The 20,990-nt window shown below is 43.4% G+C and carries 23 protein-coding genes; 4 read left to right on the top strand and 19 right to left on the bottom strand.

Annotated features, from left to right (window positions below):
- Window positions 1–58: 58 nt before the first annotated feature.
- The 4 genes from rplT to thrS all read right to left on the bottom strand — a co-directional run bounded on the left by rplT (window position 59) and on the right by thrS (window position 3,265).
- Entirely contained in the window at window positions 59–403 is a 345-nt protein-coding gene (gene rplT / locus ACFGVR_RS17070; RefSeq protein ID WP_448698558.1) for a 50S ribosomal protein L20, read from the bottom strand.
- Window positions 404–485: 82 nt separating this feature from the next.
- Window positions 486–686: a 50S ribosomal protein L35 gene (rpmI, locus tag ACFGVR_RS17065; RefSeq protein WP_302866404.1), complete on the bottom strand. Its 201-nt coding sequence runs from the start codon at window positions 684–686 to the stop codon at window positions 486–488.
- Window positions 687–768: 82 nt separating this feature from the next.
- Window positions 769–1,338, bottom strand: a complete 570-nt coding sequence (infC, locus tag ACFGVR_RS17060; protein ID WP_448698557.1) for a translation initiation factor IF-3 — start codon at window positions 1,336–1,338, stop codon at window positions 769–771.
- Between the two features lies 1 nt (window position 1,339).
- Window positions 1,340–3,265 (bottom strand): threonine--tRNA ligase, encoded by a 1,926-nt coding sequence (gene thrS / locus ACFGVR_RS17055; RefSeq protein WP_448698556.1) that lies wholly within the window; start codon window positions 3,263–3,265, stop codon window positions 1,340–1,342.
- 479 nt (window positions 3,266–3,744) lie between these two features.
- On the opposite strand from thrS, the gene ACFGVR_RS17050 reads away from it, so the two are divergent.
- A complete protein-coding gene (locus ACFGVR_RS17050) occupies window positions 3,745–4,212 on the top strand; it encodes a DinB family protein (protein WP_448698555.1) in 468 nt (155 codons plus the stop codon).
- A 241-nt stretch (window positions 4,213–4,453) separates the two neighbouring features.
- On the opposite strand, the gene ACFGVR_RS17045 is transcribed toward ACFGVR_RS17050, so the two are convergent.
- Genes ACFGVR_RS17045 through ACFGVR_RS17035 form a run of 3 tightly spaced genes read right to left on the bottom strand, consistent with a single transcriptional unit; the run spans window position 4,454 to window position 6,804 of the window.
- Window positions 4,454–5,182 carry a (Fe-S)-binding protein gene (locus ACFGVR_RS17045; RefSeq protein WP_448698554.1) on the bottom strand — a complete coding sequence of 243 codons (729 nt, stop codon included), beginning with the start codon at window positions 5,180–5,182 and terminating at the stop codon, window positions 4,454–4,456.
- A gap of 10 nt (window positions 5,183–5,192) precedes the next feature.
- Window positions 5,193–6,512 (bottom strand): MFS transporter, encoded by a 1,320-nt coding sequence (locus tag ACFGVR_RS17040; RefSeq protein ID WP_448698553.1) that lies wholly within the window; start codon window positions 6,510–6,512, stop codon window positions 5,193–5,195.
- Between the two features lie 55 nt (window positions 6,513–6,567).
- On the bottom strand, window positions 6,568–6,804 hold the full coding sequence (locus tag ACFGVR_RS17035) for a hypothetical protein (protein WP_448698552.1): 237 nt from the start codon (window positions 6,802–6,804) through the stop codon (window positions 6,568–6,570).
- 401 nt (window positions 6,805–7,205) lie between these two features.
- On the opposite strand from ACFGVR_RS17035, the gene porN reads away from it, so the two are divergent.
- Both porN and ACFGVR_RS17025 read left to right on the top strand, forming a co-directional pair.
- Entirely contained in the window at window positions 7,206–8,177 is a 972-nt protein-coding gene (porN, locus tag ACFGVR_RS17030) for a type IX secretion system ring protein PorN/GldN (RefSeq protein WP_448698551.1), read from the top strand.
- Between the two features lie 157 nt (window positions 8,178–8,334).
- Window positions 8,335–9,477 carry a putative sensor domain DACNV-containing protein gene (locus tag ACFGVR_RS17025; protein WP_448698550.1) on the top strand — a complete coding sequence of 381 codons (1,143 nt, stop codon included), beginning with the start codon at window positions 8,335–8,337 and terminating at the stop codon, window positions 9,475–9,477.
- A gap of 27 nt (window positions 9,478–9,504) precedes the next feature.
- Here the strand turns inward: ACFGVR_RS17025 and ACFGVR_RS17020 are convergent, their stop codons facing one another.
- The 12 genes from ACFGVR_RS17020 to ACFGVR_RS16965 form a co-directional block, all read right to left on the bottom strand.
- Complete coding sequence (locus tag ACFGVR_RS17020) at window positions 9,505–9,849, bottom strand: YciI family protein (protein ID WP_448698549.1); 345 nt, start codon at window positions 9,847–9,849, stop codon at window positions 9,505–9,507.
- An 8-nt stretch (window positions 9,850–9,857) separates the two neighbouring features.
- Window positions 9,858–10,580, bottom strand: coding sequence for an SDR family oxidoreductase (locus ACFGVR_RS17015; protein ID WP_448698548.1), 723 nt, complete (start codon window positions 10,578–10,580; stop codon window positions 9,858–9,860).
- 50 nt (window positions 10,581–10,630) lie between these two features.
- Window positions 10,631–11,521, bottom strand: coding sequence for a helix-turn-helix domain-containing protein (locus ACFGVR_RS17010; protein ID WP_448698547.1), 891 nt, complete (start codon window positions 11,519–11,521; stop codon window positions 10,631–10,633).
- A gap of 71 nt (window positions 11,522–11,592) precedes the next feature.
- The gene (locus ACFGVR_RS17005; protein ID WP_448698545.1) at window positions 11,593–12,027 is read right to left on the bottom strand and encodes an SPW repeat domain-containing protein; all 435 of its coding nucleotides are present in this window, start codon (window positions 12,025–12,027) and stop codon (window positions 11,593–11,595) included.
- A 71-nt stretch (window positions 12,028–12,098) separates the two neighbouring features.
- Entirely contained in the window at window positions 12,099–14,588 is a 2,490-nt protein-coding gene (gene ccsA, locus ACFGVR_RS17000) for a cytochrome c biogenesis protein CcsA (protein WP_448698544.1), read from the bottom strand.
- A 5-nt stretch (window positions 14,589–14,593) separates the two neighbouring features.
- The gene (locus tag ACFGVR_RS16995; RefSeq protein WP_448698543.1) at window positions 14,594–15,004 is read right to left on the bottom strand and encodes a cytochrome c maturation protein CcmE domain-containing protein; all 411 of its coding nucleotides are present in this window, start codon (window positions 15,002–15,004) and stop codon (window positions 14,594–14,596) included.
- A 221-nt stretch (window positions 15,005–15,225) separates the two neighbouring features.
- Window positions 15,226–15,741, bottom strand: coding sequence for a hypothetical protein (locus ACFGVR_RS16990; protein ID WP_448698542.1), 516 nt, complete (start codon window positions 15,739–15,741; stop codon window positions 15,226–15,228).
- Between the two features lie 259 nt (window positions 15,742–16,000).
- Window positions 16,001–17,437, bottom strand: coding sequence for a Glu/Leu/Phe/Val family dehydrogenase (locus tag ACFGVR_RS16985; protein ID WP_448698541.1), 1,437 nt, complete (start codon window positions 17,435–17,437; stop codon window positions 16,001–16,003).
- A 244-nt stretch (window positions 17,438–17,681) separates the two neighbouring features.
- On the bottom strand, window positions 17,682–17,885 hold the full coding sequence (locus ACFGVR_RS16980) for a CcmD family protein (protein ID WP_448698540.1): 204 nt from the start codon (window positions 17,883–17,885) through the stop codon (window positions 17,682–17,684).
- Window positions 17,885–18,577, bottom strand: coding sequence for a cytochrome c biogenesis protein (locus tag ACFGVR_RS16975; RefSeq protein ID WP_448698539.1), 693 nt, complete (start codon window positions 18,575–18,577; stop codon window positions 17,885–17,887). The genes ACFGVR_RS16980 and ACFGVR_RS16975 overlap by 1 nt, the downstream gene beginning before the upstream one ends.
- Before the next feature lie 123 nt (window positions 18,578–18,700).
- Window positions 18,701–19,885 carry a carboxypeptidase-like regulatory domain-containing protein gene (locus ACFGVR_RS16970; RefSeq protein ID WP_448698538.1) on the bottom strand — a complete coding sequence of 395 codons (1,185 nt, stop codon included), beginning with the start codon at window positions 19,883–19,885 and terminating at the stop codon, window positions 18,701–18,703.
- A gap of 65 nt (window positions 19,886–19,950) precedes the next feature.
- Entirely contained in the window at window positions 19,951–20,634 is a 684-nt protein-coding gene (locus ACFGVR_RS16965; protein ID WP_448698537.1) for a heme exporter protein CcmB, read from the bottom strand.
- Window positions 20,635–20,775: 141 nt separating this feature from the next.
- Between ACFGVR_RS16965 and ACFGVR_RS16960 the strand changes: the two genes are divergently transcribed.
- A complete protein-coding gene (locus ACFGVR_RS16960; RefSeq protein WP_448698536.1) occupies window positions 20,776–20,988 on the top strand; it encodes a hypothetical protein in 213 nt (70 codons plus the stop codon).
- Window positions 20,989–20,990 lie beyond the last annotated feature (2 nt).

Here is a 20,990-nt window from a genome sequence, read left to right as displayed (position 1 = left end):
CTAAGCCAACAAAAAAGCCTCACCGGTTAGGGTAAGGCTTTCGTGCTTTAAAAGTGTTTTATTTTACTGAATCAACAACTGCTTTAAAAGCATCAGGGTGATTCATTGCTAAATCGGCTAATACCTTACGGTTTAAACCTACTTCTTTTGCATTTAATTTACCCATTAATTGTGAGTAAGAGATACCGTACTGGCGTGCACCAGCATTGATACGTTGGATCCAAAGACCGCGGAATTCGCGTTTTTTGGTTTTACGGTCGCGGTAAGCATATTGCAAACCTTTTTCAACTGTGTTTTTGGCAACGGTATAAACCTTGCTGCGTGATCCCCAGTAACCTTTTGCAAGGTTCATGATCTTTTTCCGGCGTCTTCTCGACGCTACTGCGTTAACTGAACGTGGCATTTTTTTGTGCTTTTGGTAGTGAGTGCCTTCGCTGTTTCAGAAGAACTTGTGTACTCTAATACCTGGTTAAAAAATTAATTAATTACTTTCCGATACAAAGCATACGTTTTACGTTACCCATATCCGCATCAGACACTAAGCTGGTGTGGGTCAGGTTACGCTTACGTTTGGTCGACATCTTGGTTAAGATGTGGCTTTTGTATGCGTTTTTTCTGGTAATTTTACCGGTTCCAGTGATGCTAAAACGTTTTTTAGCGCTGGAATTGGTTTTCATTTTTGGCATAACTCTGTTTTTGTTTTAATCTGCAAACGTGCTTCTCAGCAAATGTGCAAACTGGTTGTATATTTATATTAATTCGAAAATTCTACTTTTTTGCCCCTTTTGGCGTAACCGTTAAAAACATACGTTTACCTTCCAGTTTTGGCAATTGCTCAACCTTGCCCACCTCTTCTAAAGCCTGTGCAAAACGCAGCAGCAATATTTCGCCCTGCTCTTTGTACACAATGGCACGGCCCTTAAAGTGTACGTAGGCTCTTACCTTTTCGCCCGCTTCTAAAAACTTAATGGCATGCTTCAATTTAAATTCAAAGTCATGGTCATCAGTGTTCGGTCCGAAACGGATCTCCTTAATAACGGTTTGTTTGGCATTACTTTTTATCTCTTTCAGCTTCTTCTTTTGCTCGTAGATGAATTTGTTATAGTCAACTACTTTACAAACCGGAGGTACCGCGTTTGGAGATATTTCAACCAGATCGAGTTCCTGTTCTTCGGCAATAGCCAAAGCATCTCTTAATGAGTAAACACCTGTCTCAACGTTATCGCCTACCAAACGCACTTCCTGCGCCCTGATAAACTGATTGATATTATGTTCGGCTTCTTTCTTTTTGAAAGGTAGCCTCGGACCTCTGTTAAAATTGGGTTTATTTAATGCCAAGTTATACTGTTATTTCTTTTTTTATTTTTTGTGTAAAATCCTCAATTGTCATACTGCCTAAGTCGCCCTCGCCATGTTTCCGTACAGAAACCATGCCTTCTGCTTCCTCTTTTTCACCTACAATAAGCATGTATGGTATTTTTTTGACTTCCGCGTCCCTGATCTTCCGACCAATCTTCTCGTCCCTGAAATCAATAAGCCCGCAAATATCGTGATCTTTTAGCGAATCTGAAAGTTTTTTTGCATAATCTTCATATTTCTCTGATATCGGCAAAACAATGAACTGTTCCGGCGAAAGCCAAAGCGGAAAATTACCTGCACAATGCTCAATTAACACAGCCACAAAGCGTTCCATCGAGCCAAAAGGTGCGCGGTGTATCATCACAGGGCGGTGCTTTAAATTATCGCTGCCGGTATATTCAAGCTCAAAACGCTCGGGCAGGTTGTAGTCAACCTGTATGGTACCCAATTGCCATTTACGGCCAAGGGCGTCCTTCACCATAAAGTCCAATTTAGGCCCGTAAAATGCGGCCTCACCTTCAACTTCTATAGTGCGAAGCCCTTTTTCCGCAGCAGCCTCAATAATAGCCGCTTCGGATATTGCCCAGTTTTCGTCGCTTCCTATGTATTTAGCCTTGTTATTAGGATCACGTAATGATACCTGTGCAGTATAATCTTCAAAACCTAAAGCTTTAAACACGTACAATACCAGGTCGATCACCTTTTTAAATTCTTCCTTCACCTGGTCGGGGCGGCAAAATAAGTGCGCATCATCCTGGGTAAAGCCGCGCACACGGGTTAAGCCGTGCAACTCGCCGCTTTGCTCGTAACGGTAAACAGTACCAAACTCGGCAAAACGCACCGGCAGGTCTTTATAACTACGTGGTTTGGTTTTATAGATCTCGCAGTGGTGCGGGCAGTTCATTGGTTTTAAAAAGAACTCCTCTCCCTCCTGCGGTGTTTTGATCGGCTGAAACGAATCAGCACCATATTTTTCATAGTGTCCTGATGTTACATACAGGTTTTTATGACCGATGTGCGGGGTAATTACCTGCTCATAACCCGCTTTAACCTGTGCTTTGGTCAAAAACTGAACCAGGCGTTCGCGCAAAGCGGTACCTTTTGGCAACCACAACGGTAAGCCCATACCCACCTTTTCGCTAAAAGCAAACAGCTCCAGTTCTTTACCCAACTTGCGGTGATCGCGTTTTTTGGCTTCTTCCAGCACGTGCAGGTATTCGGTCAGCTCACTTGCTTTCGGGAAAGTAACCGCGTATATCCGGGTTAACTGCTTCCGGCTTTCATCGCCGCGCCAGTAAGCACCGGCAACGCTCATCAGTTTAACTGCTTTGATAAAACCCGTATTGGGGATATGCGGCCCGCGGCACAGGTCGGTAAAGTTACCTTGTGTATAAAAAGTGATCGCGCCATCCGGAAGATCTTTGATCAGGTCGAGTTTATATTCGTCGCCCTTTTCGGTAAAGTAAGCTATAGCGTCGGCTTTGCTAACGGGTTTGCGCACAAATTCTTCTTTGGTTTTAGCCAGCTCGATCATTTTATCTTCGATCTTTTTGAACTCGTCCGAAGAAAATTCGCGGTCGCCAAAATCTACATCATAATAAAAACCGGTCTCGATAGCCGGACCGATACCGAACTTTGTACCCGGGTACAATGCTTCCAAAGCCTCGGCCATCAAGTGTGCGCTCGAGTGCCAGTAAGTGGCTTTGCCTTGCAGATCGTTCCAGGTTAATAATTTTACGGCTGAGTCTTTTTCGATAGCGCGGCCGGCATCCCAAACCTCGCCGTTTACTTCGGCGGCTAAAACGTTACGGGCCAGGCCCTCCGAAATTGACAACGCAATTTGCATTGCAGTTACGCCGCTGTCGTACTGACGCACGGAGCCATCGGGGAGTGTAATGTTGATCATCTACGAGTATGATTTAAAGTTTTTGAATAGTACGTTAATACGATCACGTACAAGAGTGATCTTTCGGCTGCAAATTTACGATTATTTTTCAGGATTTCACCGATTATTGATTTGATTATACCGATAAATGGACAGGTTTTCAATTGCAAATTTCGTAACGAAAAATCAGCGAAGGGGGGTATTTGTCGGTATTTTTTGATCAGGTTTTCAACACCTATTACAAATTTCAAAATGTATTAAAGAGAAGAGATCGTAAGAACTTCCATCATTCGCTTCCGGCGTTAGCTTCGCGCTATTATAAATATACTAAATTATCAGCAAATTAACAGCATAAATTTAGTGGTATTTTCATCAGCAGTTTCAATTTTCAACCACTTGCAACAGGTTAAACTACACTCTTTTAACTTACAACCGAAACAAGTAAAAAATAAATCTTATAGCTTTGTTTCAACAAATTCATTATAGTTTAAGATACTTCAATGCAACTGTATAATTCACTTTCAGCAAGGCTAACATCTCAACATCAAACTATAGCCGCCCTTATTTCGGGGATCGATAAAGAACGTTTATTAAAAAGACCGGCACCGGACAAATGGAACGTGCATGATAATATAACACATTTAGCAAAGTACCAACCTGTATTTATTGAAAGGATCAACAAAATACTTTCGTCAAACCGCCCCTCTTTCGGCCGCTATAACGCCGATGATGATCCCGAATTTGAAACATGGAGAAAACTACCGGTAAATGATCTGGTTGATCGGATAGAAACCGACCGCCAGGCAATTATTAAATTGATAACCGGTCTGTCCGAAGAAGAATTATCGCGGGTAGGCATCCATCTTAAATATGGCAACCTCAATATTTTAAAATGGACCGAGTTTTTTGTTTTGCACGAAGCACACCATCTGTTTACGATATTTCAATTGATAAATAATGTAGATTAGTTTAATTAGCTTGAAGTTGCAAACTTTCCCTTTACCGGCTTCAGTTTGCAACTGAAGCCTACAGATACCGAAAGTTTACAACTTTCTTCGTAACTTCCAAAATGCCATCCAAATATAAAATTCATGATAGTCACGTTACTGGCTTCAGTTCGCAACTGAAGCCAGTAAGCGGAAACCAGTAAGCAGCACAGGCAAAAAAAAATCCGAAATCGAAAATCCGAAATCCGAAATCCGAAATTCCTCACACATTCCCCCACCCGCTCGCCAAAACATCGGCCAGGTGCATGGTTTTAATGGGAATGTTGTTTTTATCGATATAGCTCTGCAGGTGTAGCAGGCAGCTTGCATCGGTGCTGATGATATAATCGGCTTCAACAGCCAGGGCATTCTCTACTTTTTGTTGGGCCATGGCGCTGCTTATGGCGTCAAATTTAACGGCAAAAGTACCACCAAAACCGCAGCAGGTTTCGCCATGGGCCATTTCAACCAGTTCTAAACCCAATACTTTACTAAGCAACTGTCTTGGTTCGGCTTTAATTTTGCATTCGCGCAGGCCGGCACAGCTATCGTGGTAAACAGCACGGCCCTCCAGTTCGGCGCCAAAATAGTCAAACTCAATAATGTTCACCAAAAAGTCCGAAAGCTCGTGTATATTGCTTTGTATTGCGCGGCACTTATTGTGCACCACCGTATTGGTAAACAAATCGTTATAATAATTTTTTACCATCCCCGTGCACGATGCCGATGGCGATACGATAAAGTTCTCTTCGCTAAAATCGCTTAAAAATTTACTCCCTATTTCTTTGGCCTCATCCCAAAAACCGGCGTTAAAGGCGGGCTGCCCACAGCAGGTTTGGTTGGGGTTATAGGCAACAGCGCACCCGGCTTTTTCTAAAACCTTAACGGTATTAAAAGCAGTATCCGGAAACAACTGATCGATAAAACACGGTATAAACAATTCGATCTTCATCAGCACAAAGTTAAGCGGCGCTAAATTCAGAAAAATTACTGCTTTTTTTATGTACCGATAGTAAAGAAAACAACAAGATCAATCCGATTATAAAATAACCGCCTAATGCCAGGGCCGAATTGCGCATGCTCCCGGTTAATTCTTCAATTGCCCCAAAGCTAAACATGCCGCCTACAATGGCCAGCTTTTCGGTAACATCATAAAAACTAAAAAACGATGCTGTGTCTGGTATATCCTGCGGCAGGTATTTTGAGTATGTTGAGCGCGACATGGATTGTATGCCCCCCATTACCAAACCAACAACAACGGCAATAATATAAAACTGGGTAGCTGTGGTGGTAAAATAAGCAGCGATACAAACCCCTACCCAGATAACAACGGTAATGATCAGCACTTTTACGTTCCCTATTTTATCCGACAGTTTCGACATCAGCGTAGCACCGGCTATAGCCACCAACTGTATAATTAAAATAATGGAAATTAGCGCCGGTGTTTCCATATGCAGCTCTTTAGCGGCAAACCCTGTAGCTACCAGCATAATGGTTTGCACCCCCATCGAGTAAAAAAAGAAAGCTGGTAAAAAGCGTCGCAATAAAGGCATTTGCTTTACCTGGCGCCACACGTTGGCCAATTCAATAAAACCACCTTTGATGATATTTTTAGTATGACTTACCGCATTTGGGCTACCTTTAGGCAAAACAGTAAAAGGGATGCATGCAAAGCCCATCCACCACAGCCCTACCAGTAAAAATGACAATTGTGCAGCCGATGCTTTGGTAAGATGGAATGTTTGCGGGAACAATACAAACGCAAAACAAATGAGTTGCAGCAGCACACTGCCGATGTATCCGAAAGTAAAACCCTTGGCACTTACGCTATCCTGCATATCAATGGTCGCTATTTCGGGCAGATAGCTGTTATAAAACACAAAACCACCCGCGTAGCCTATCGCAGCAAGAGCAAAAAGTATAATACTTAACTCCAGTGTATCGGCACTAAAAAAGAACAATCCGCAACAGGCTATTGAACCAAGCGCCGTAAAAAACATCATAAATATCTTCTTGTTTCCGCGGTAATCGGCTATTGACGAAAGGACGGGCAATAATATCGCCATCAGCATATAGGCGGTTGCCAAAGCATAATCGCTTAAAGCGGTATTTACAAAACTTTTACCAAAAAAAGTTACCCTGTCGCCATTTTTAGGGTTAGCCGTAACAGCTACATAATACGCCGGGAAAATAGTAGAGGTGATAACGAGGTTATAGGCGGAGTTGGCCCAATCGAACATGGCCCATGCCCTGATTGTTTTTTTGTTATTTTTAATTTCCATACTTTGATTTAAAAGTAGGTAAAAAATAACATTCGCAAATAAATTGTATCAATATTTAATGATTGTAAACCAACCCTGCTTTCAAAGTAGTATCTGTTAATGTTTTGATCGTGAAGTATTGATTGTGTGCATCGGTAAGGGTGAGTACCATATAACCATCTGTCCAATAGCCAACGCTAAATATTTTAAATGGTTTGGAGTACGAGTTTAATATCTCATCATTATTAACAACCGCTTTTTGAGGTGTTGAACATGATGCAAAAAGCAGGCACAACCATAAAATTCTTTTCATGTCGGTTAAATTAGGGATTAGGAGCAGTAGTTTTATGTGCAAAAAACAACCTTATCCTAAAAATAATAAATTATTGATACTTAAGCAACTAAGATTTAAAAAAACAACAACAAAGTACACAACTGGTTTTATTAATTTAATACAAAAAAAATTAATATATGTTTTCAAAATTTAACAAAAACGAACACTTTGCGCTTTTTTTTAAATTATTTGCATATAATTCTATCTTTTTCTATTAATCAAATAAATTTTTTATACATTTACCCTTAAACAAGCTATTGTATTAAACTTAATATGGTAAAATATACCTGTTGCTAATTTTATAGTTTGTAACCCCCTTTTAATAATTATTGTATTGAACATTTTTTATCATTAAAAAAAGTGCCGGCGGTAGCTTTAATATGAAAAAGCAATTCCTTGTTATTGTGATAATATTTTTTAGCTGCTTGGCGGTATCAGCGCAGAATAAGAATATTTTTGATCCGGATAGTACGGCAACTGTGAAAGCGCCAACCAAAGAAGCCTTGCTGGCCGATAGTATCAAAAAAAGCGAGTACCTGCTCAACGCCAGGCCATATCCCCTGCCCGAACCTAACATTAAAGAAATAAAATTTTACCACCGCTACTGGCGCGACATTAACCTGACCGACCCTCAAAACAAAATACTCATCAGGCCCGGAGCCACCATGATAGATGCACTTGTAAAAGGCATTAAAGATGGAAAAATAACAGCCTATGATCCCATGGGTGGTACGCCCGAAAGCCCTGCCGGAGATGCCTTTATTACGCCCATGACCTACGAGCAGCTCATGTCGCACCTGAGCGAGACATCTACTGTTGATCAGTTTGACAAGGACGGAAATAAAATAGGCAGCGTACAAAAAACCAATCCGTTTACACCAGATAAAATATCCGGTTACCGTATTAAAGAGGATGTTTATTACGATAAGCAACGGGCCAAGGTAGTTACCCGCATCATCGGTATAGCGCCTTTACAAAAACTTACCCTCAGCAGCGGCGATAGCTTAGGCACCCAGCCCTTATGCTGGATAAGATTTAAAGATTGCCGCAAGGTACTGGTTACCGTTGATGCCGATAATCCCAACAAAAAAATAGGCTTAACACTCGATGATATATTTTTGCAGCGCAGGTTTAGTTCAACTATAGTTCAGGAGTCAAACCCACTGGGCGCCCGCATTAAAGATTACGAGGCTACACCCGAGAGCCAGAACAAGGAAGCTGCACGTATTGAAGATAAACTGGCCGCATACAAAAAAAGCATATTTGTTTATACCTTAAGCGAGACTGATGTAGTGCCCGATAACGCACCGGCAAAAAAAGCCAAGCCTACCACTCAGGCAGTTAACCCATAAATCCATTCCCGGCCCTTTGTTTCAGCCCCTGCCGTAGTTTTCAACCCGCGTTTATAACATTATTGCGCCATATTTTCGGCAAACCCTTGCTCCAAATTAATTTTGGCTTAATTTAGCTATCAAGCAGCCGTAACCGGCTAATACACCATTACAAAATATGATCTCCGAACCTACCTACAGCGCCGCCCGTATTGTTGCCGAAACCATCGAATCGCATTTTAACCGGCAATTACAGGCAGCCAATAGCCGCTTGGAGAAAGAACTGGCGCCGCAGCCACCGGCCTATCTAATTGAAGCCATTATTGATGTTGCCTTCTGGACCAGCCTGCGCAAAGAGGAAGGCCATTCACCAAAAGTATCTATAGCCTACCTGCCGCCCGAAAAGGCCGGGCAGCCGCTCATCTTTACAAAAAAGTTAAAATTTACACCCGATACCATTATCAAACTGGCCCCCGCTATTGAAGGTGCGGGCATCTATCTCGGTGTTTGGAACGATGGCGACAACATCTACATCTGGGGTACAACCCGGGTTATCCCTGCATTTTGTTTTGTGCTCGATGTGAGCGAACCCGGCCTGCTGGTTATTAAACACCGCCGCATAAGCGGTTTCGGTAAGTTTGTAAACGTAGCCGTACTTAAAGGCGATCAGATCAAAATAATCGACGAACGCAGCGACGAAATACCCGATTGCCCCGAAATGATCTCGTCGCTATTGGGTTTTAACAACCCTGCATCATGGAGCCATTCTATCAACATCCATGTACAACTGGCGGTATCTATGCGGGCGCATAAACGCGGCGGCATTTTATTGGTTGTACCCGCAGCACACAATAACTGGAACGATTCGATCATCCATCCTATCAATTACCAGCTCACCCCATTGTTTTGCGGCCTTGCCGATCTGTTAAAAGAAGATATAAGCAGGCAGGACACGATCCTTTGGCAGGAAGAACTGAGCAAAGCCGTTGAAAGCGTTGCCGGATTAACCGCCGTTGATGGCGCTACACTGATCAACGACAGGCATGAACTACTGGCTTTTGGCGCAAAAATAACCCGGTCGGCCAAAGGAAAACGTGTAGAGCGTATGCTGGTAACCGAACCTGTACTCGGCGTTGAACCCCGCATTATACACCCCGGCGCCGAAGGCGGTACAAGGCATTTATCCGCCGCGCAATTCGTATTCGATCAGCGCGACGCCATTGCCATGGTAGCTTCGCAGGATGGCCGCTTCACTATCTTCTCCTGGTCACCCTGCGGAGATATGGTACACGCGCACCGGGTTGATAGTTTACTATTGTAGTAACTGATCTGCTTGTACAAATATCAATCACATCATCTCCCGTATCTCGGCCAAAGCGCCAAAATCAAACACCGGGCAGGTTTTAATTAGGACTGTAGCATCGGCAATATTTGCAGCTTTTATAATCAGGTAGCCGCCCACTATTTCGGTTTGGTTAACATAATACGGGCCGCTGCTCACAGGTAGTCCCTCGGCCTGCGGGCCAATAACCACGCCGTTCAATGTTAAAGCGTTACCACCCATCAGCAGCCCTTTAGCCACCAGGTCACCCTGCCAAAGTGCCCATTTTGTGCGGTGATCTTTTATTTCTTCGGGTGCGTGCGGGTCCAGTCTGCCATCCGGCTCACGGAACAATACTAAATAGGTCTTCATGTATTAATTTACCAGGGCGTTTCACCATCATCACTTATAAACTTGCCTGTAGGGGCATCTGCGTTAAGCAAAGCATATTCAACAATTAAACTTGCCGACACTTCTACTGCTTTGTCGCCCCGGTGCTGGTTAAAATCGGTAGCGGTATAGCCGGGATTCACCGCATTTACCTTAAAAGCGGTATCTCTCAACTCAAAGGCCAGGGCTACGGTATAAGCGTTAAGCGCAGTTTTTGATGGGCCGTAAGCTGCACCCTTAAAATTATAATAAGGCCAGGCCGGGTTATTATGCTGGGTAAGCGATGCCAGGTCCGAAGTAACATTTACAATTACCGGCTGCGCCGACTTTTTCAACAAGCCCATAAACGCCTGCGTGGTGCGGATGGTGCCAAATAAATTGGTTTCAAAAACCTCTTTAACAGCATCAACGCTAACCTGGGTTGGTATTTGCGGCACAGCGCCCAATATGCCTGCGTTATTGATCAGGGTATCCAAAACATCAGTTTTAACAGCCAGTTCAGCAGCAGCTTTAGTTACCGACTCAGTCTTGCTGATATCGATCTCCAATACTTCAACATTTATCAACCCTTCCGCATGAAGCTGCTCAACAGCCTGGCGGCCCTTAACTATATCGCGGCTGCCCAAATAAACAAAATGGCCAAGCTTTGCCAGCTGGCGCGCGGTTTCAAAACCAATGCTTTTGTTGGCTCCGGTTATCAGTATTTTTCTCATGCACAAAGGTACACACAACCAGTAACAATAGCGTTAAACAAACAAAGGCATTAATGGTACATTTCGCGGATTTGGGTGCGATAAGCAAGTGGGGTTTGCCTGCTCAACCGCTTAAAAAAACGGTTGAAATAAGCAGCATCCTCAAACCCCAAACCAAAGGCTATTTCCTTTACCGATTGCTCGGTATGAAAAAGCAGGCGTTTGGCTTCAAGCATCAGCCTTTCATGAATATGGATGATGGCAGTTTTACCGCTTTGCTGTTTAATTACCTCGTTTAAATGCCCCGGCGTTATATGCAGCAATCCAGCGTAAGCGGCAACATCGTGCAAGCGGCAATGTTCCTCTTCTATCAGTTTACAATATTTATCAAGCAGTTGCCTTTCGGCGGATGTTTCCCGGTGCTCAAATTGCCCGGCATATAACCTGCTCAGGTAAATAAGCAGCACGCGTAGATATGCCTGCAGCATCCCGCCCTTCCAGCCATTTTTTTGCCTGTGCTCGGTCAGCATCTTTTGCAGGATATCTTCAATAAACAACACATCGGGTGGCGTCAATTTCAGTTCGTGCCCGTTATGCGGATTTTGAATAATGGGTAATGCTTTTAGCGAGTGGTTATCCTCCAGGTTTAAAAACTCATCGGTAAAGCATAGCAGGGTACCTATCAATGGTTCGGTTTGCTCTTTTAAATGGATCTGTGCCGGTGTCGAAAAATAAAAGGTATCGGGTTGCAGCGTATAAGGCTTAATATCCACCCAGTGCCTGCTGTTGCCCTGCTTTACCATCACCAGTAAATAATAATCTTTACGATGCGGGGTTAAAAAGTTAGCCTTTTGCTGCCTGAACTTCCCCTTAGCCTCCACCATATCAAACAGCGAACTGCCGGTACCGCCCTGGTTAAGGGTATAAGTTGGGATAATATTTTCAGCAATTTCAGGATACATTAATACAAGTTTAAACAAAAAAGGCTCCCCGGATAACAGGAAGCCTTTACAATATTGTTAGTATATAATAATTAGTGTGTCAAACGACCTTGGATGGTATCTATCGAATCTAAGCCACCTTCTGATAGTTGCTGATGTGGCCTTGTAGTAAGCGGAGATTTTTTGGTAAACAACGCGCAGAATAAAAGCACCGCGCCAATAATTACATGTGGCCAAAATACGCCTTTGTCAAATGCAAAACCATAGAAAAACGGACCGGCAATTAATGCAAATGAGGCAAACGCGGCCAATACTAAACTCATTTGCATTGGGAATACTTTAATAAAACCAACGCCATTATCACTAAAGATAGCAATGTAGGTTAAAAATGCACCCATTAAGATCGGAATAAACATCGCTGCGCCGCCAACATGGATCAGGTCGAACGTGTAGAGTGACGATAACAATAAAAGGCCGCAGATATAATTTATAACTCCGTAGGTTGTAGTTGAAATAAAAGGCTTCATTTATTTTTTATAGTTTGATTATTGAAACAAAAGTAATGATTGTGCTTGTTTGTTTTAAAAAAAAGTGAAAGTTATGCCGATTTAGGTTCCTTCGTGTTTTTCAGCTCTTTATTCCTCCGGAAGATAGATAGTAAAAACCCGATCACCATAATAATGGTACCGCTCCAAAAAAAGTTGATATACTGAAACTCAATAGCCTTCATCACAATATAAGGCTTCTTGCTTTCGGGCTGTTGGTAAACTGATATCTCGAACTTAAAGTCGGCAGGCGTTTTACCCGGAATGATCTTGGTAAAGCGCAGCTTTAACCCGGCATCTACCACCTTGCGGGCAAAATCAAAGCTGCTGCCATCCTTGATCATATACACCGGCTCGCTTTTATAAACGTTCCCGTGGCTTTGTATCTCCAGCTGCGCCCCTACCGAAACATCGTTATCGGCCAGTTTAATATCCTGCACCTTTGCGTTTTTATTGATCGCTTTTAAAATGATCACCCCATCGCGGTAAGGTATGGTATCGCCTATGGCTACTTCGTGCAGTATAGGTGGGTCATAGTTCTTATCGTCGCTGGCCTCATCGTGGCCGGTGTTTTCTGCGCCGGTCATCTCGTCGTCAAACTTAATGTTGGCCATACTTACGTGGGTATATAAGTCATGAAACAGGTAATGCCTGGTATCCGGCGAAGGCACCAAACCCATCTTGCGGTTAGCCTGTACATTAGGCTTTAAAACAAATTCTTCCTTTACCTTACCATCAGCGCCCATGCGTTTGTAATCCACCTTAAAGTAGTGGTTAGGCAACGATATCGAATCAGCCAAATAGGTAACCAGGTAAGGCCCCATTTGTATCGGTTCGTTTTTATAAAGCATGATGTTTTCGCGCGGGTTATTGCCTTGTTTGGCAAACTCGGCGCCATAGGTTTGCGTGTCGTTAATGGATATTACCGAGCTGGTACTGGCCGATATAACCGCGCCAACCAGCAATAAGCCAAAACCAATATGCGCCACTGCCGACCCGGCCAGTTTGATCTTACCCTTAAACGCTTCACCCAATACCTTGGCATTAGCCATTACCGAATATACTGCGCCAATCATCAGCACACTATATATCCAGTGGTTGTGGTAAATACCGGTGTAATAAATGATCACGCCGCCTATCAGTAACGACACCACAAAATATAAACCTGTGGTGATCAGGAATTTGGTACTATCGGTGTTTTTATATTTTAAAAACTGGGTAAAACCAGCCAGCAGGGTAACAACTACGGCAAACCCGCTTTGGAATACGTTATAAAAGTTAACCGGCTCAGTCGGCGGTGCGGCATGTGTGCCAAATATGGCATTAAATACGGGGATAGAGGTTACCGCTACCAGTTGCAGACATGACAGGCCCAGGAAACAGGCTCCTACAAACATCCAGAATTCGCGCGAGTAGGTTTCTTCTTCTGTTTTACTAAACGGCAGGTCTTTCCACCGTATTGCTACCATTACCACCGAAATAGCCAGGAAGATGATCACATCGGCAACCAAATGCCAAAACATCCCGGCATCGGTAAAGGCATGTACAGATGTATCGCCCAGTATACCGCTGCGGGTTAAAAACGACGCATATAGCACCAACACAAAGCTAACCAGCACTAAAAAAGTAGCCATAAAGTACGATTGACCGGTGTTTTTATAAACGATCAATACGTGCACGGCGGCTATAAGCGTTAACCATGGGATAACCGAAGCATTCTCTACCGGGTCCCAGGCCCAATAACCGTTAAAGTTGAGTGATTCGTAAGCCCAGAATGAACCCATAATAATGCCCGTACCCAATACCATTACCGAAAACAGCGCATAGGATATGGCCGGCTGAACCCATTCTTTGTATCTTTTTTGCCATAAACCTGCTATCGCGTAAGCAAAAGGCACCACCATGGAGGCAAAGCCCAAAAATAGGGTTGGCGGGTGGATCACCATCCAGTAGTTTTGCAGCAAAGGGTTTAAACCATTACCATCTTTAATATACCCTAAATAATCGGGACTGCTGAATATCGGCGCCTGGATAGCATCGCGGAGCAAAATAAACGGCGAGCTGCCTACACGTGTGCCAAACAGCTCCACACCGATGAGCATTGAAGATAACAGCGTTTGAGATAAGGCTACTGTAGTCATTACCGGGTTTTCCCACGATTTTGCCTTCCATATCAGTACGTTACCCAATACGGCCTGCCAGAATGCCCACAGCCAAAAACTGCCCTCCTGGCCTTCCCAATAACTCGAAATGATATAGTAAACCGGCAGCGTTTTTGACGAATGCGCCCAGGCATAATGGTACTCAAAAAAGTGATTGTAAATAATATAGAAAAGGCACACGCCGATACCAACTACCGAAAGGCTGTTGATGCGAAAGCCCAAACGGGCAATTTTGTGCCACGATTGATCAAGCGGGTTTTTATTGACGGTTGCGAAGTAGTAACCAATTACCGATAACAACGCCGAACCGAATGCCAATACGATAAAGAATTGGCCCAATTGGCCCGGAAGAAGGTGCTCGCCCTTAAAAGCTGTATTCATTAAAATTAAATAGTGGCTGTTTTAGCCTTGTACTCGGTAACCTCAACCTTATCCTGGGTGTATTTAGATGGGCACTTCATTAATATTTTTGATGCGTGGAATTCGTTACCATTCATTTGACCGGTTAAAACAACCTGCTCCGAGCGTTCAAAATCCTGCGGTTTGGTACCTGTAAACACCACTTTGCGTTCGTCGCCCTTATTATCTTTCATATAAAACGAAAAGTAGTTGGCATCTTTGGTGGCATCGTAATACAATTCTTTATCCTTATCCAGGTGGCCAACTATCTGCAGGGTAGCATTAGTAGCCGCAGCCTCTTTGAACGACCCGTAAGTGCTTGATTTTGAATATGTACTTATAATTACAGCTATCGCGATGGCAATAACAACAATACCTAAGATTGAACCTTTTTTCATGCGCGTATTTACTTCTTCAATTCAGAAATGCAAAAATACAAAACGTGCAGCTAATAATGTTTATTACAAGATATATATCTTATTTAGAATTATTATTGATGAAATAGAATCAAGAAGCAAGAATCAGGAAGCAAGAAGCAAGAAAAAAATCTCCGCGCGTCATTGCGAGCGATAGCGTGGCAATCCCCAACTTACAGATACACTTTGCAGATCGAAAGATTTCATTTATCCAGCTTACTCTCCCTGATAATATAATACCCCAAATTGCCTTTTTGAACGGTCAGCCGGATATATCTTGCTGTGTCCAGCTGATCCCTTTCATTATCATAGAAGAGCACGTTTTTATCCATATCAAAACAATGAACTACTGCATAAGGCGAATATTTCTTACTGCTGCGTGTATGTACTGTTTTCACTGAAACTTTCATGTTGTGCAAAGGTTCATGGGTAATATCGTTGATCAATACTAACGGGCCTACTATCAGGCCCCCAAAACAAACCGTTGCCCAGCCCCAGTTTTTATAATTTTTTTCGATGAGGATCGCCAATAAAAAGCCCGCTATGATATCGATAAATACCAGCAGCCACATATTGATAAAAATATCGTGGTATTGCCTCGTGGCATAACCTGCGCCTACCAGCCCTACAGCGTAAAGCGCATATAGGCGATATTTCTTCCAGCCCCTTTTTCTTTCCAAAGCCCTGGCAGCTGCCTTACGCGCTTCTATTTTATTCATCAGCTAAAAATAGAAAAATCAATCAGATAAACTACGCTGGCAGGAAACCTACATCTTCCATCTTACCTCATCCATTTTACATTCTTTCTTACCTCATCAATCTTACATCAATATAAAATGGTAAACGCCATTACCTGGGAACTAAGTTATCTCCTGTAACAGAGGTTGCTTGATATCCCAGACAATGACGTTATTTCTTTCTTGAATCTTGATTCTTGCCTCTTGATTCTATTACTCCCCCTTTAGGGGGCTGGGGGGCTTACGGCCAAACACCCAGGTTTTGGTACGATACCGCTATTTTATTGATAGCGCCAACAAACGCTGCTGTACGCTGCGTACCAACTTTAGGATTGTTCAATAATGTTTCGCGGATCTCGTGATACGAGCGGATCATCGTATCTTCCAGTCCCGAGTTTACCAGTTCCAGTTCCGAAGCGCCTTTAATGATGCTCGAGCGCTGCATCGGCGACAGGGCCACACCGGTTATGCCTTCAACCATGTTAACCAGGTTCAGGTTCGAGTTTTCTTCAAACCTGCGGTTCATACGGCCAAATGCTACGTGCGACAGGTTTTTCAACCATTCGAAATATGATACGGTTACACCGCCCGCATTGGCATACATATCTGGGATAATGATACCTCCGTGTTTGTAAAATATAGCCTCAGCCTCTGGCGAGGTAGGGCCGTTAGCACCTTCCACAATAATTTTAGCCTGTATATTGCTGATATTTTCGATGGTGATCTGGTTCTCTAAAGCAGCCGGTACTAAAATGTCGCAGGGCTGCTCCAAACCTTCCATCGGGTTTTTAAACTCTTTTTTAGCACCCGGGTAGCCTAATATCGAACCGGTTGTTTTGCGGTGTAAAAATACGGTTTCCACATCCAAACCATCGGCATTATAAATAGCGCCTTCGTATTCGCAAAGGCCAACTATGATGGCCCCAAACTCCGACAGGAACTTAGCCGAATGGTAACCCACGTTACCCAGGCCCTGTACAATAACCCTTTTACCCGAAAGCCCTGGCGTTAAGCCCAGCTTTTGCATGTCCTCGCCAACGCTTACACACTCGCGGGCAGCAATGGCTACGCCACGGCCGGTAGCCTCGCGGCGCCCTGCAATACCATGTAAAGCAATTGGTTTACCGGTAACACAACCCATGGCATCCAGCTGCCCTGGGTTCATGGTGGCATAGGTATCAGCAATCCAGCTCATTTCGCGCTCACCGCTTCCGTAATCCGGTGCGGGTACGTCAATGCTGGGGCCTATAAAATTCTTTTTGATCAGCTCAACCGTATAGCGGCGGGTAATATTTTCAAGCTCGGTTACGGTATAGTTTTTGGGGTTAAGCTTTATCCCTCCTTTGGCGCCGCCAAACGGCACGTTAACAATGGCGCATTTGTAGGTCATCAGCGCGGCAAGGGCCATTACTTCGTCTTCATTAACCATTTCGCTGTAGCGGATACCGCCCTTGGTTGGCGATTGGTGCTGCGAGTGCTCAACGCGCCAGGCATCTATCACCTCGAAGCCATTACCGCGGCGGATAGGGAAGCGGAAACGGTACACACTGTTACATGATTTGATTTGGTCAAGCAGGCCGGCATCGTGTTTGGTAAATGAAGCGGCGTGATCGAAGTTTTGGCATACGTCACCAAAAAAATGCGTATCCTGGTCAGCAATAATTATACTGTTAGACATAAATTCAGAATTGTTTAACTAATTGGTTTCTCTAAAAAAGTTGACAAATGTGCAGCAAAATTTATTAATTGTGCAAGTGAAAACTTTGCCGCAAAAACCTTAACTCTTTAACAACAACAACAAATCAATGTTTAGTTTAAATAGCGCTATTTTTTGAACCGATTTGAAAAAGTGTATTTTTTTTCAACATTCGTAAAAAACCAGTAAAAAACGACAGTAAAATTACATTATTCGTAATAAAGTTTTACTTTTCGAGCTTTCTCAAACGGCGATCTATCGAAAACAGGTAGATGGCCAGGCCGATGAACACGATGGCGATGGTGGTTATTACCACGTATATCTTACCCGAACTGCGTAAGGTATCGGCCATTTCAACATCGGCGGTTTGCTGTGCAAAAGCTGTAGTAAAAGTAAGCAGGAACAGGAGTACAAAAGGTATCTTTTTCATTAATTTATCGTGTTCTTTTTGTATTCAATTAAACGGATACGGTAACGGATGGATGCTACCCACACCCCTATCAGGCTCCAGCCAATAAATGCCGGGTACAGCACTACGCGCATACGGTTATCAAGGTCCATTTTACCAAAGGCAGGGTTACCGCCGTTACCGGGATGCAGCGAGTCGGTCATCCGCGGCAGTACCATGATGAGTACCACCATTATCGGGAAGGCGAATATGTTATAAATGGATGATATTTTGCCGCGCTTTTGTTCCTCGTCGATCGAGTTGCGTAAAACCATATAGGCGCAATACAGTAAAAAGGCAATAGCCGCGCTGTTTTGTTTGGGATCGTTGCTCCAATACTCGCCCCAGGTATATTTGGCCCACATCATGCCGGTTATTAACCCCAGCACAAAAAAGAACATGCCTACATTTACACATTCAACCGATGCCAGGTCGTACTCTTCCTTCCCGGTGTTTAAATACATAATGCTGTAAACCACAGATATGCTGAACACCGAAAACATCGCCATCCACATTGGTACGTGAAAGTACAGGTTACGTATAGTTTCGTGCAGGATAGGCAGGGTGGGTACATGGAAAAGCAGGCCGGCTATCAGGGTATAAAACACTAATGCTACCGCCAATACCTTCCACCATGTTTGATAAATAAACTTCATGCGTTGTGTTGATAACAATCCCGCAAAGGTAATGCTTTCAGTTCATAGTTGATGGTTCATGGTTAATGGCAAACCAGCTTTTTATCAACATCAAAACAACCATGATCTATTAACTATGATCCATGAACAACGGCGTACGCACTAATTCCCCGGTTCATAGTTAACCGGCAAAAGCTCGGGGATCTTATCGCGGGCCCAGGCGCCCTCGTTCAGTACATTATCACCGCCCAGTACAATACCATTATGATCAAAAAATGCATAACCTTTGTAAAACGTAACAATGCTCACCATGGAATCATCCATATCCAGCGCGCGGTACAGTTGATTGTCAATAACCGTATCGTGCTTGCGTTTGTAAACCACGTACAGGTTGTTGCTAAATGTTATGGCAAATACGCCGGTGCTATCGGTAGTGTGCAACACTTCATTCAACGGGATAGGCGTTTCTATCAGCTTTTCATCATACTTTTTCATGTTGTACAGATGCTGCCAGCGAAGTAATGAATCATATTGATGAATGGCTTCAAAATGATCTAACCGGTTAACAATAACCGCCTGCGGTGGGCGGTCGGGGTTTGGCCTGCGCAGCAGCCTGTACATTACAAAACCCTGCTGATCAAGGTCATTCCTGATCAACGACCGGTAAAAATGCATACTCGAACCATAATACGTATCCTCACGTTTGGCTTTCCATTTAGCCAGTTGTGATTTGCTGCCCGGCAAATTTTCGTACAAAGGCTGCCCGCCGATAGAGATGATACCCTCCACCCCATCAAACTTAAATTTATCCAGCAGGTATTTGAGCCGGTAACCCAGTGCCCGGTTTTCGATAATGATAAAGTCGTCGCTATGGCCTTCCAGTATCTTATCATTTTTGCGGTAGTTCAGATCGATAACCTTGGGGTTTAGTATTTTACACTGCCTGGCATTGCTTGATGTTCCTAAAAAATATTTCAAAAACATGGCGTAATTCTCTTTCGAAAATTTGTGGGCCGATACCGATACCTCGGTTAATCCGATGCTTTTCAGGTGCATTTCAATATCGAGCTTGATCGGACTGGCGCCAACCATTAAGGTTTTATGGTAACTATCGTAACCTACATAGCTTACCACCAATTCATACTGGCCGGGCTTTAATCCGCGTAAAGCAAAAGTACCGTCGCTTTCAGTCGAGGTGCCATAGGTGGCGTTGCTTAAAAACACGCTGGCCTTAGCCAGGGGCATTTGCAGGTCGGCACTGGTTACCTTACCGGTGATAGAGCCATCCTGCGCCAGCGCAAACACGGGCAGCAGCACACCCAATAGTAAATAAAACAGAAAACGCATGGCTAAAAGTACTTGTAAAAAGATAAACCGGCCTTAAAACAGGTGTAACAATTTAAATAGACCGGTTAATCACGCCATAAAAACGGAAACAGGATGAGTGATGTTGCAATAACGATGACATTTATTGCCAGCAGGGTTACAATATCCTGTGTGCTCAAACCCCGGTCAAGCCCGTCCATAGCTCTTTTGCTCATGCGGATAAGCAGTAAGATAACCGGTATAATAACCGGGAAGCTCAGGATGGCCATCAGCGTACCGTTGTTGCCTGCTTTTGAGGCTATGGCCGATATCATGGTAAACACCGTTGAGAAACTGATACTGCCCAGCAATACGGTTAAAAAATAATACAGACTATCAATTGTAGGGTTTTTAAAGAACACACTGTATATTATTAAAGCCAGTATGCTTAGCAGGGCCATTAATAATACGTTATAAATAATTTTAGATAAAATAATTGCGTGTGGCCCGGCAATAGAATAATAATACAATAATCTACCTTTACTTTCCTGCAAAAAGCTCTTGGCTATGGCGTTAACCGAGGCAAAAAGTATAATTATCCAGAATAAAATATTCCACACCAAAGGGTAACCCTGGCTGCCGATAAAACCCTGGTTTAAATTAAATGCCATATAGCAAACAAACACCGTTGATACCACGTATAATAGAACGCCATTAAAAGCGTATTTAGATCTCCACTCCAGCAGTATCTCTTTTTTTAACAGGTGTATAGTTTGATTGAGCAAATTCATCGGGCGCAAATATACATTTTATAAAAGGGCGGGTAAAGCGGTAAATGTCTCCCTGCATTGGCATGTTATTTTAATATGCGAGTGGTCAAAACAGATAATGGTATAGTTGTTGCAGCACGTTCAATATTAATGATAAGGGATATGAATACCGACGAAACCATAGCTTGTTACTGCTTTAACCCGCAATGTACAAACTCCATATATAAATATAAATCAACGGCTATAATCTACCTGCCGCTCGAAAGGGCCATGACCACCAACGTGCGATGTTCAAAGTGTGGCAGCACGCTTAAATCAAAGATCGATCTGGATATTGAGGACCAGATCCGCGAGGTGCTAACGAGCGCGTATTAACG

The sequence above is a fragment of the Mucilaginibacter aureus genome, assembly GCF_053514885.1.
The sequence above is the reverse complement of the archived record's forward strand: the minus strand, read 5'-3'. Positions and strand labels throughout refer to the sequence as shown.

Bases quoted from the DNA above. Each gene is read 5' to 3' on its own strand.
- rplT (WP_448698558.1), bottom strand. From the start codon at position 403: ATGCCACGTTCAGTTAACGCAGTAGCGTCGAGAAGACGCCGGAAAAAG.
- rpmI (WP_302866404.1), bottom strand. From the start codon at position 686: ATGCCAAAAATGAAAACCAATTCCAGCGCTAAAAAACGTTTTAGCATC.
- thrS (WP_448698556.1), bottom strand. From the start codon at position 3,265: ATGATCAACATTACACTCCCCGATGGCTCCGTGCGTCAGTACGACAGC.
- ACFGVR_RS17050 (WP_448698555.1), top strand. From the start codon at position 3,745: ATGCAACTGTATAATTCACTTTCAGCAAGGCTAACATCTCAACATCAA.
- ACFGVR_RS17045 (WP_448698554.1), bottom strand. From the start codon at position 5,182: ATGAAGATCGAATTGTTTATACCGTGTTTTATCGATCAGTTGTTTCCG.
- ACFGVR_RS17040 (WP_448698553.1), bottom strand. From the start codon at position 6,512: ATGGAAATTAAAAATAACAAAAAAACAATCAGGGCATGGGCCATGTTC.
- ACFGVR_RS17035 (WP_448698552.1), bottom strand. From the start codon at position 6,804: ATGAAAAGAATTTTATGGTTGTGCCTGCTTTTTGCATCATGTTCAACA.
- porN (WP_448698551.1), top strand. From the start codon at position 7,206: ATGAAAAAGCAATTCCTTGTTATTGTGATAATATTTTTTAGCTGCTTG.
- ACFGVR_RS17025 (WP_448698550.1), top strand. From the start codon at position 8,335: ATGATCTCCGAACCTACCTACAGCGCCGCCCGTATTGTTGCCGAAACC.
- ACFGVR_RS17020 (WP_448698549.1), bottom strand. From the start codon at position 9,849: ATGAAGACCTATTTAGTATTGTTCCGTGAGCCGGATGGCAGACTGGAC.
- ACFGVR_RS17015 (WP_448698548.1), bottom strand. From the start codon at position 10,580: ATGAGAAAAATACTGATAACCGGAGCCAACAAAAGCATTGGTTTTGAA.
- ACFGVR_RS17010 (WP_448698547.1), bottom strand. From the start codon at position 11,521: ATGTATCCTGAAATTGCTGAAAATATTATCCCAACTTATACCCTTAAC.
- ACFGVR_RS17005 (WP_448698545.1), bottom strand. From the start codon at position 12,027: ATGAAGCCTTTTATTTCAACTACAACCTACGGAGTTATAAATTATATC.
- ccsA (WP_448698544.1), bottom strand. From the start codon at position 14,588: ATGAATACAGCTTTTAAGGGCGAGCACCTTCTTCCGGGCCAATTGGGC.
- ACFGVR_RS16995 (WP_448698543.1), bottom strand. From the start codon at position 15,004: ATGAAAAAAGGTTCAATCTTAGGTATTGTTGTTATTGCCATCGCGATA.
- ACFGVR_RS16990 (WP_448698542.1), bottom strand. From the start codon at position 15,741: ATGAATAAAATAGAAGCGCGTAAGGCAGCTGCCAGGGCTTTGGAAAGA.
- ACFGVR_RS16985 (WP_448698541.1), bottom strand. From the start codon at position 17,437: ATGTCTAACAGTATAATTATTGCTGACCAGGATACGCATTTTTTTGGT.
- ACFGVR_RS16980 (WP_448698540.1), bottom strand. From the start codon at position 17,885: ATGAAAAAGATACCTTTTGTACTCCTGTTCCTGCTTACTTTTACTACA.
- ACFGVR_RS16970 (WP_448698538.1), bottom strand. From the start codon at position 19,885: ATGCGTTTTCTGTTTTATTTACTATTGGGTGTGCTGCTGCCCGTGTTT.
- ACFGVR_RS16965 (WP_448698537.1), bottom strand. From the start codon at position 20,634: ATGAATTTGCTCAATCAAACTATACACCTGTTAAAAAAAGAGATACTG.
- ACFGVR_RS16960 (WP_448698536.1), top strand. From the start codon at position 20,776: ATGAATACCGACGAAACCATAGCTTGTTACTGCTTTAACCCGCAATGT.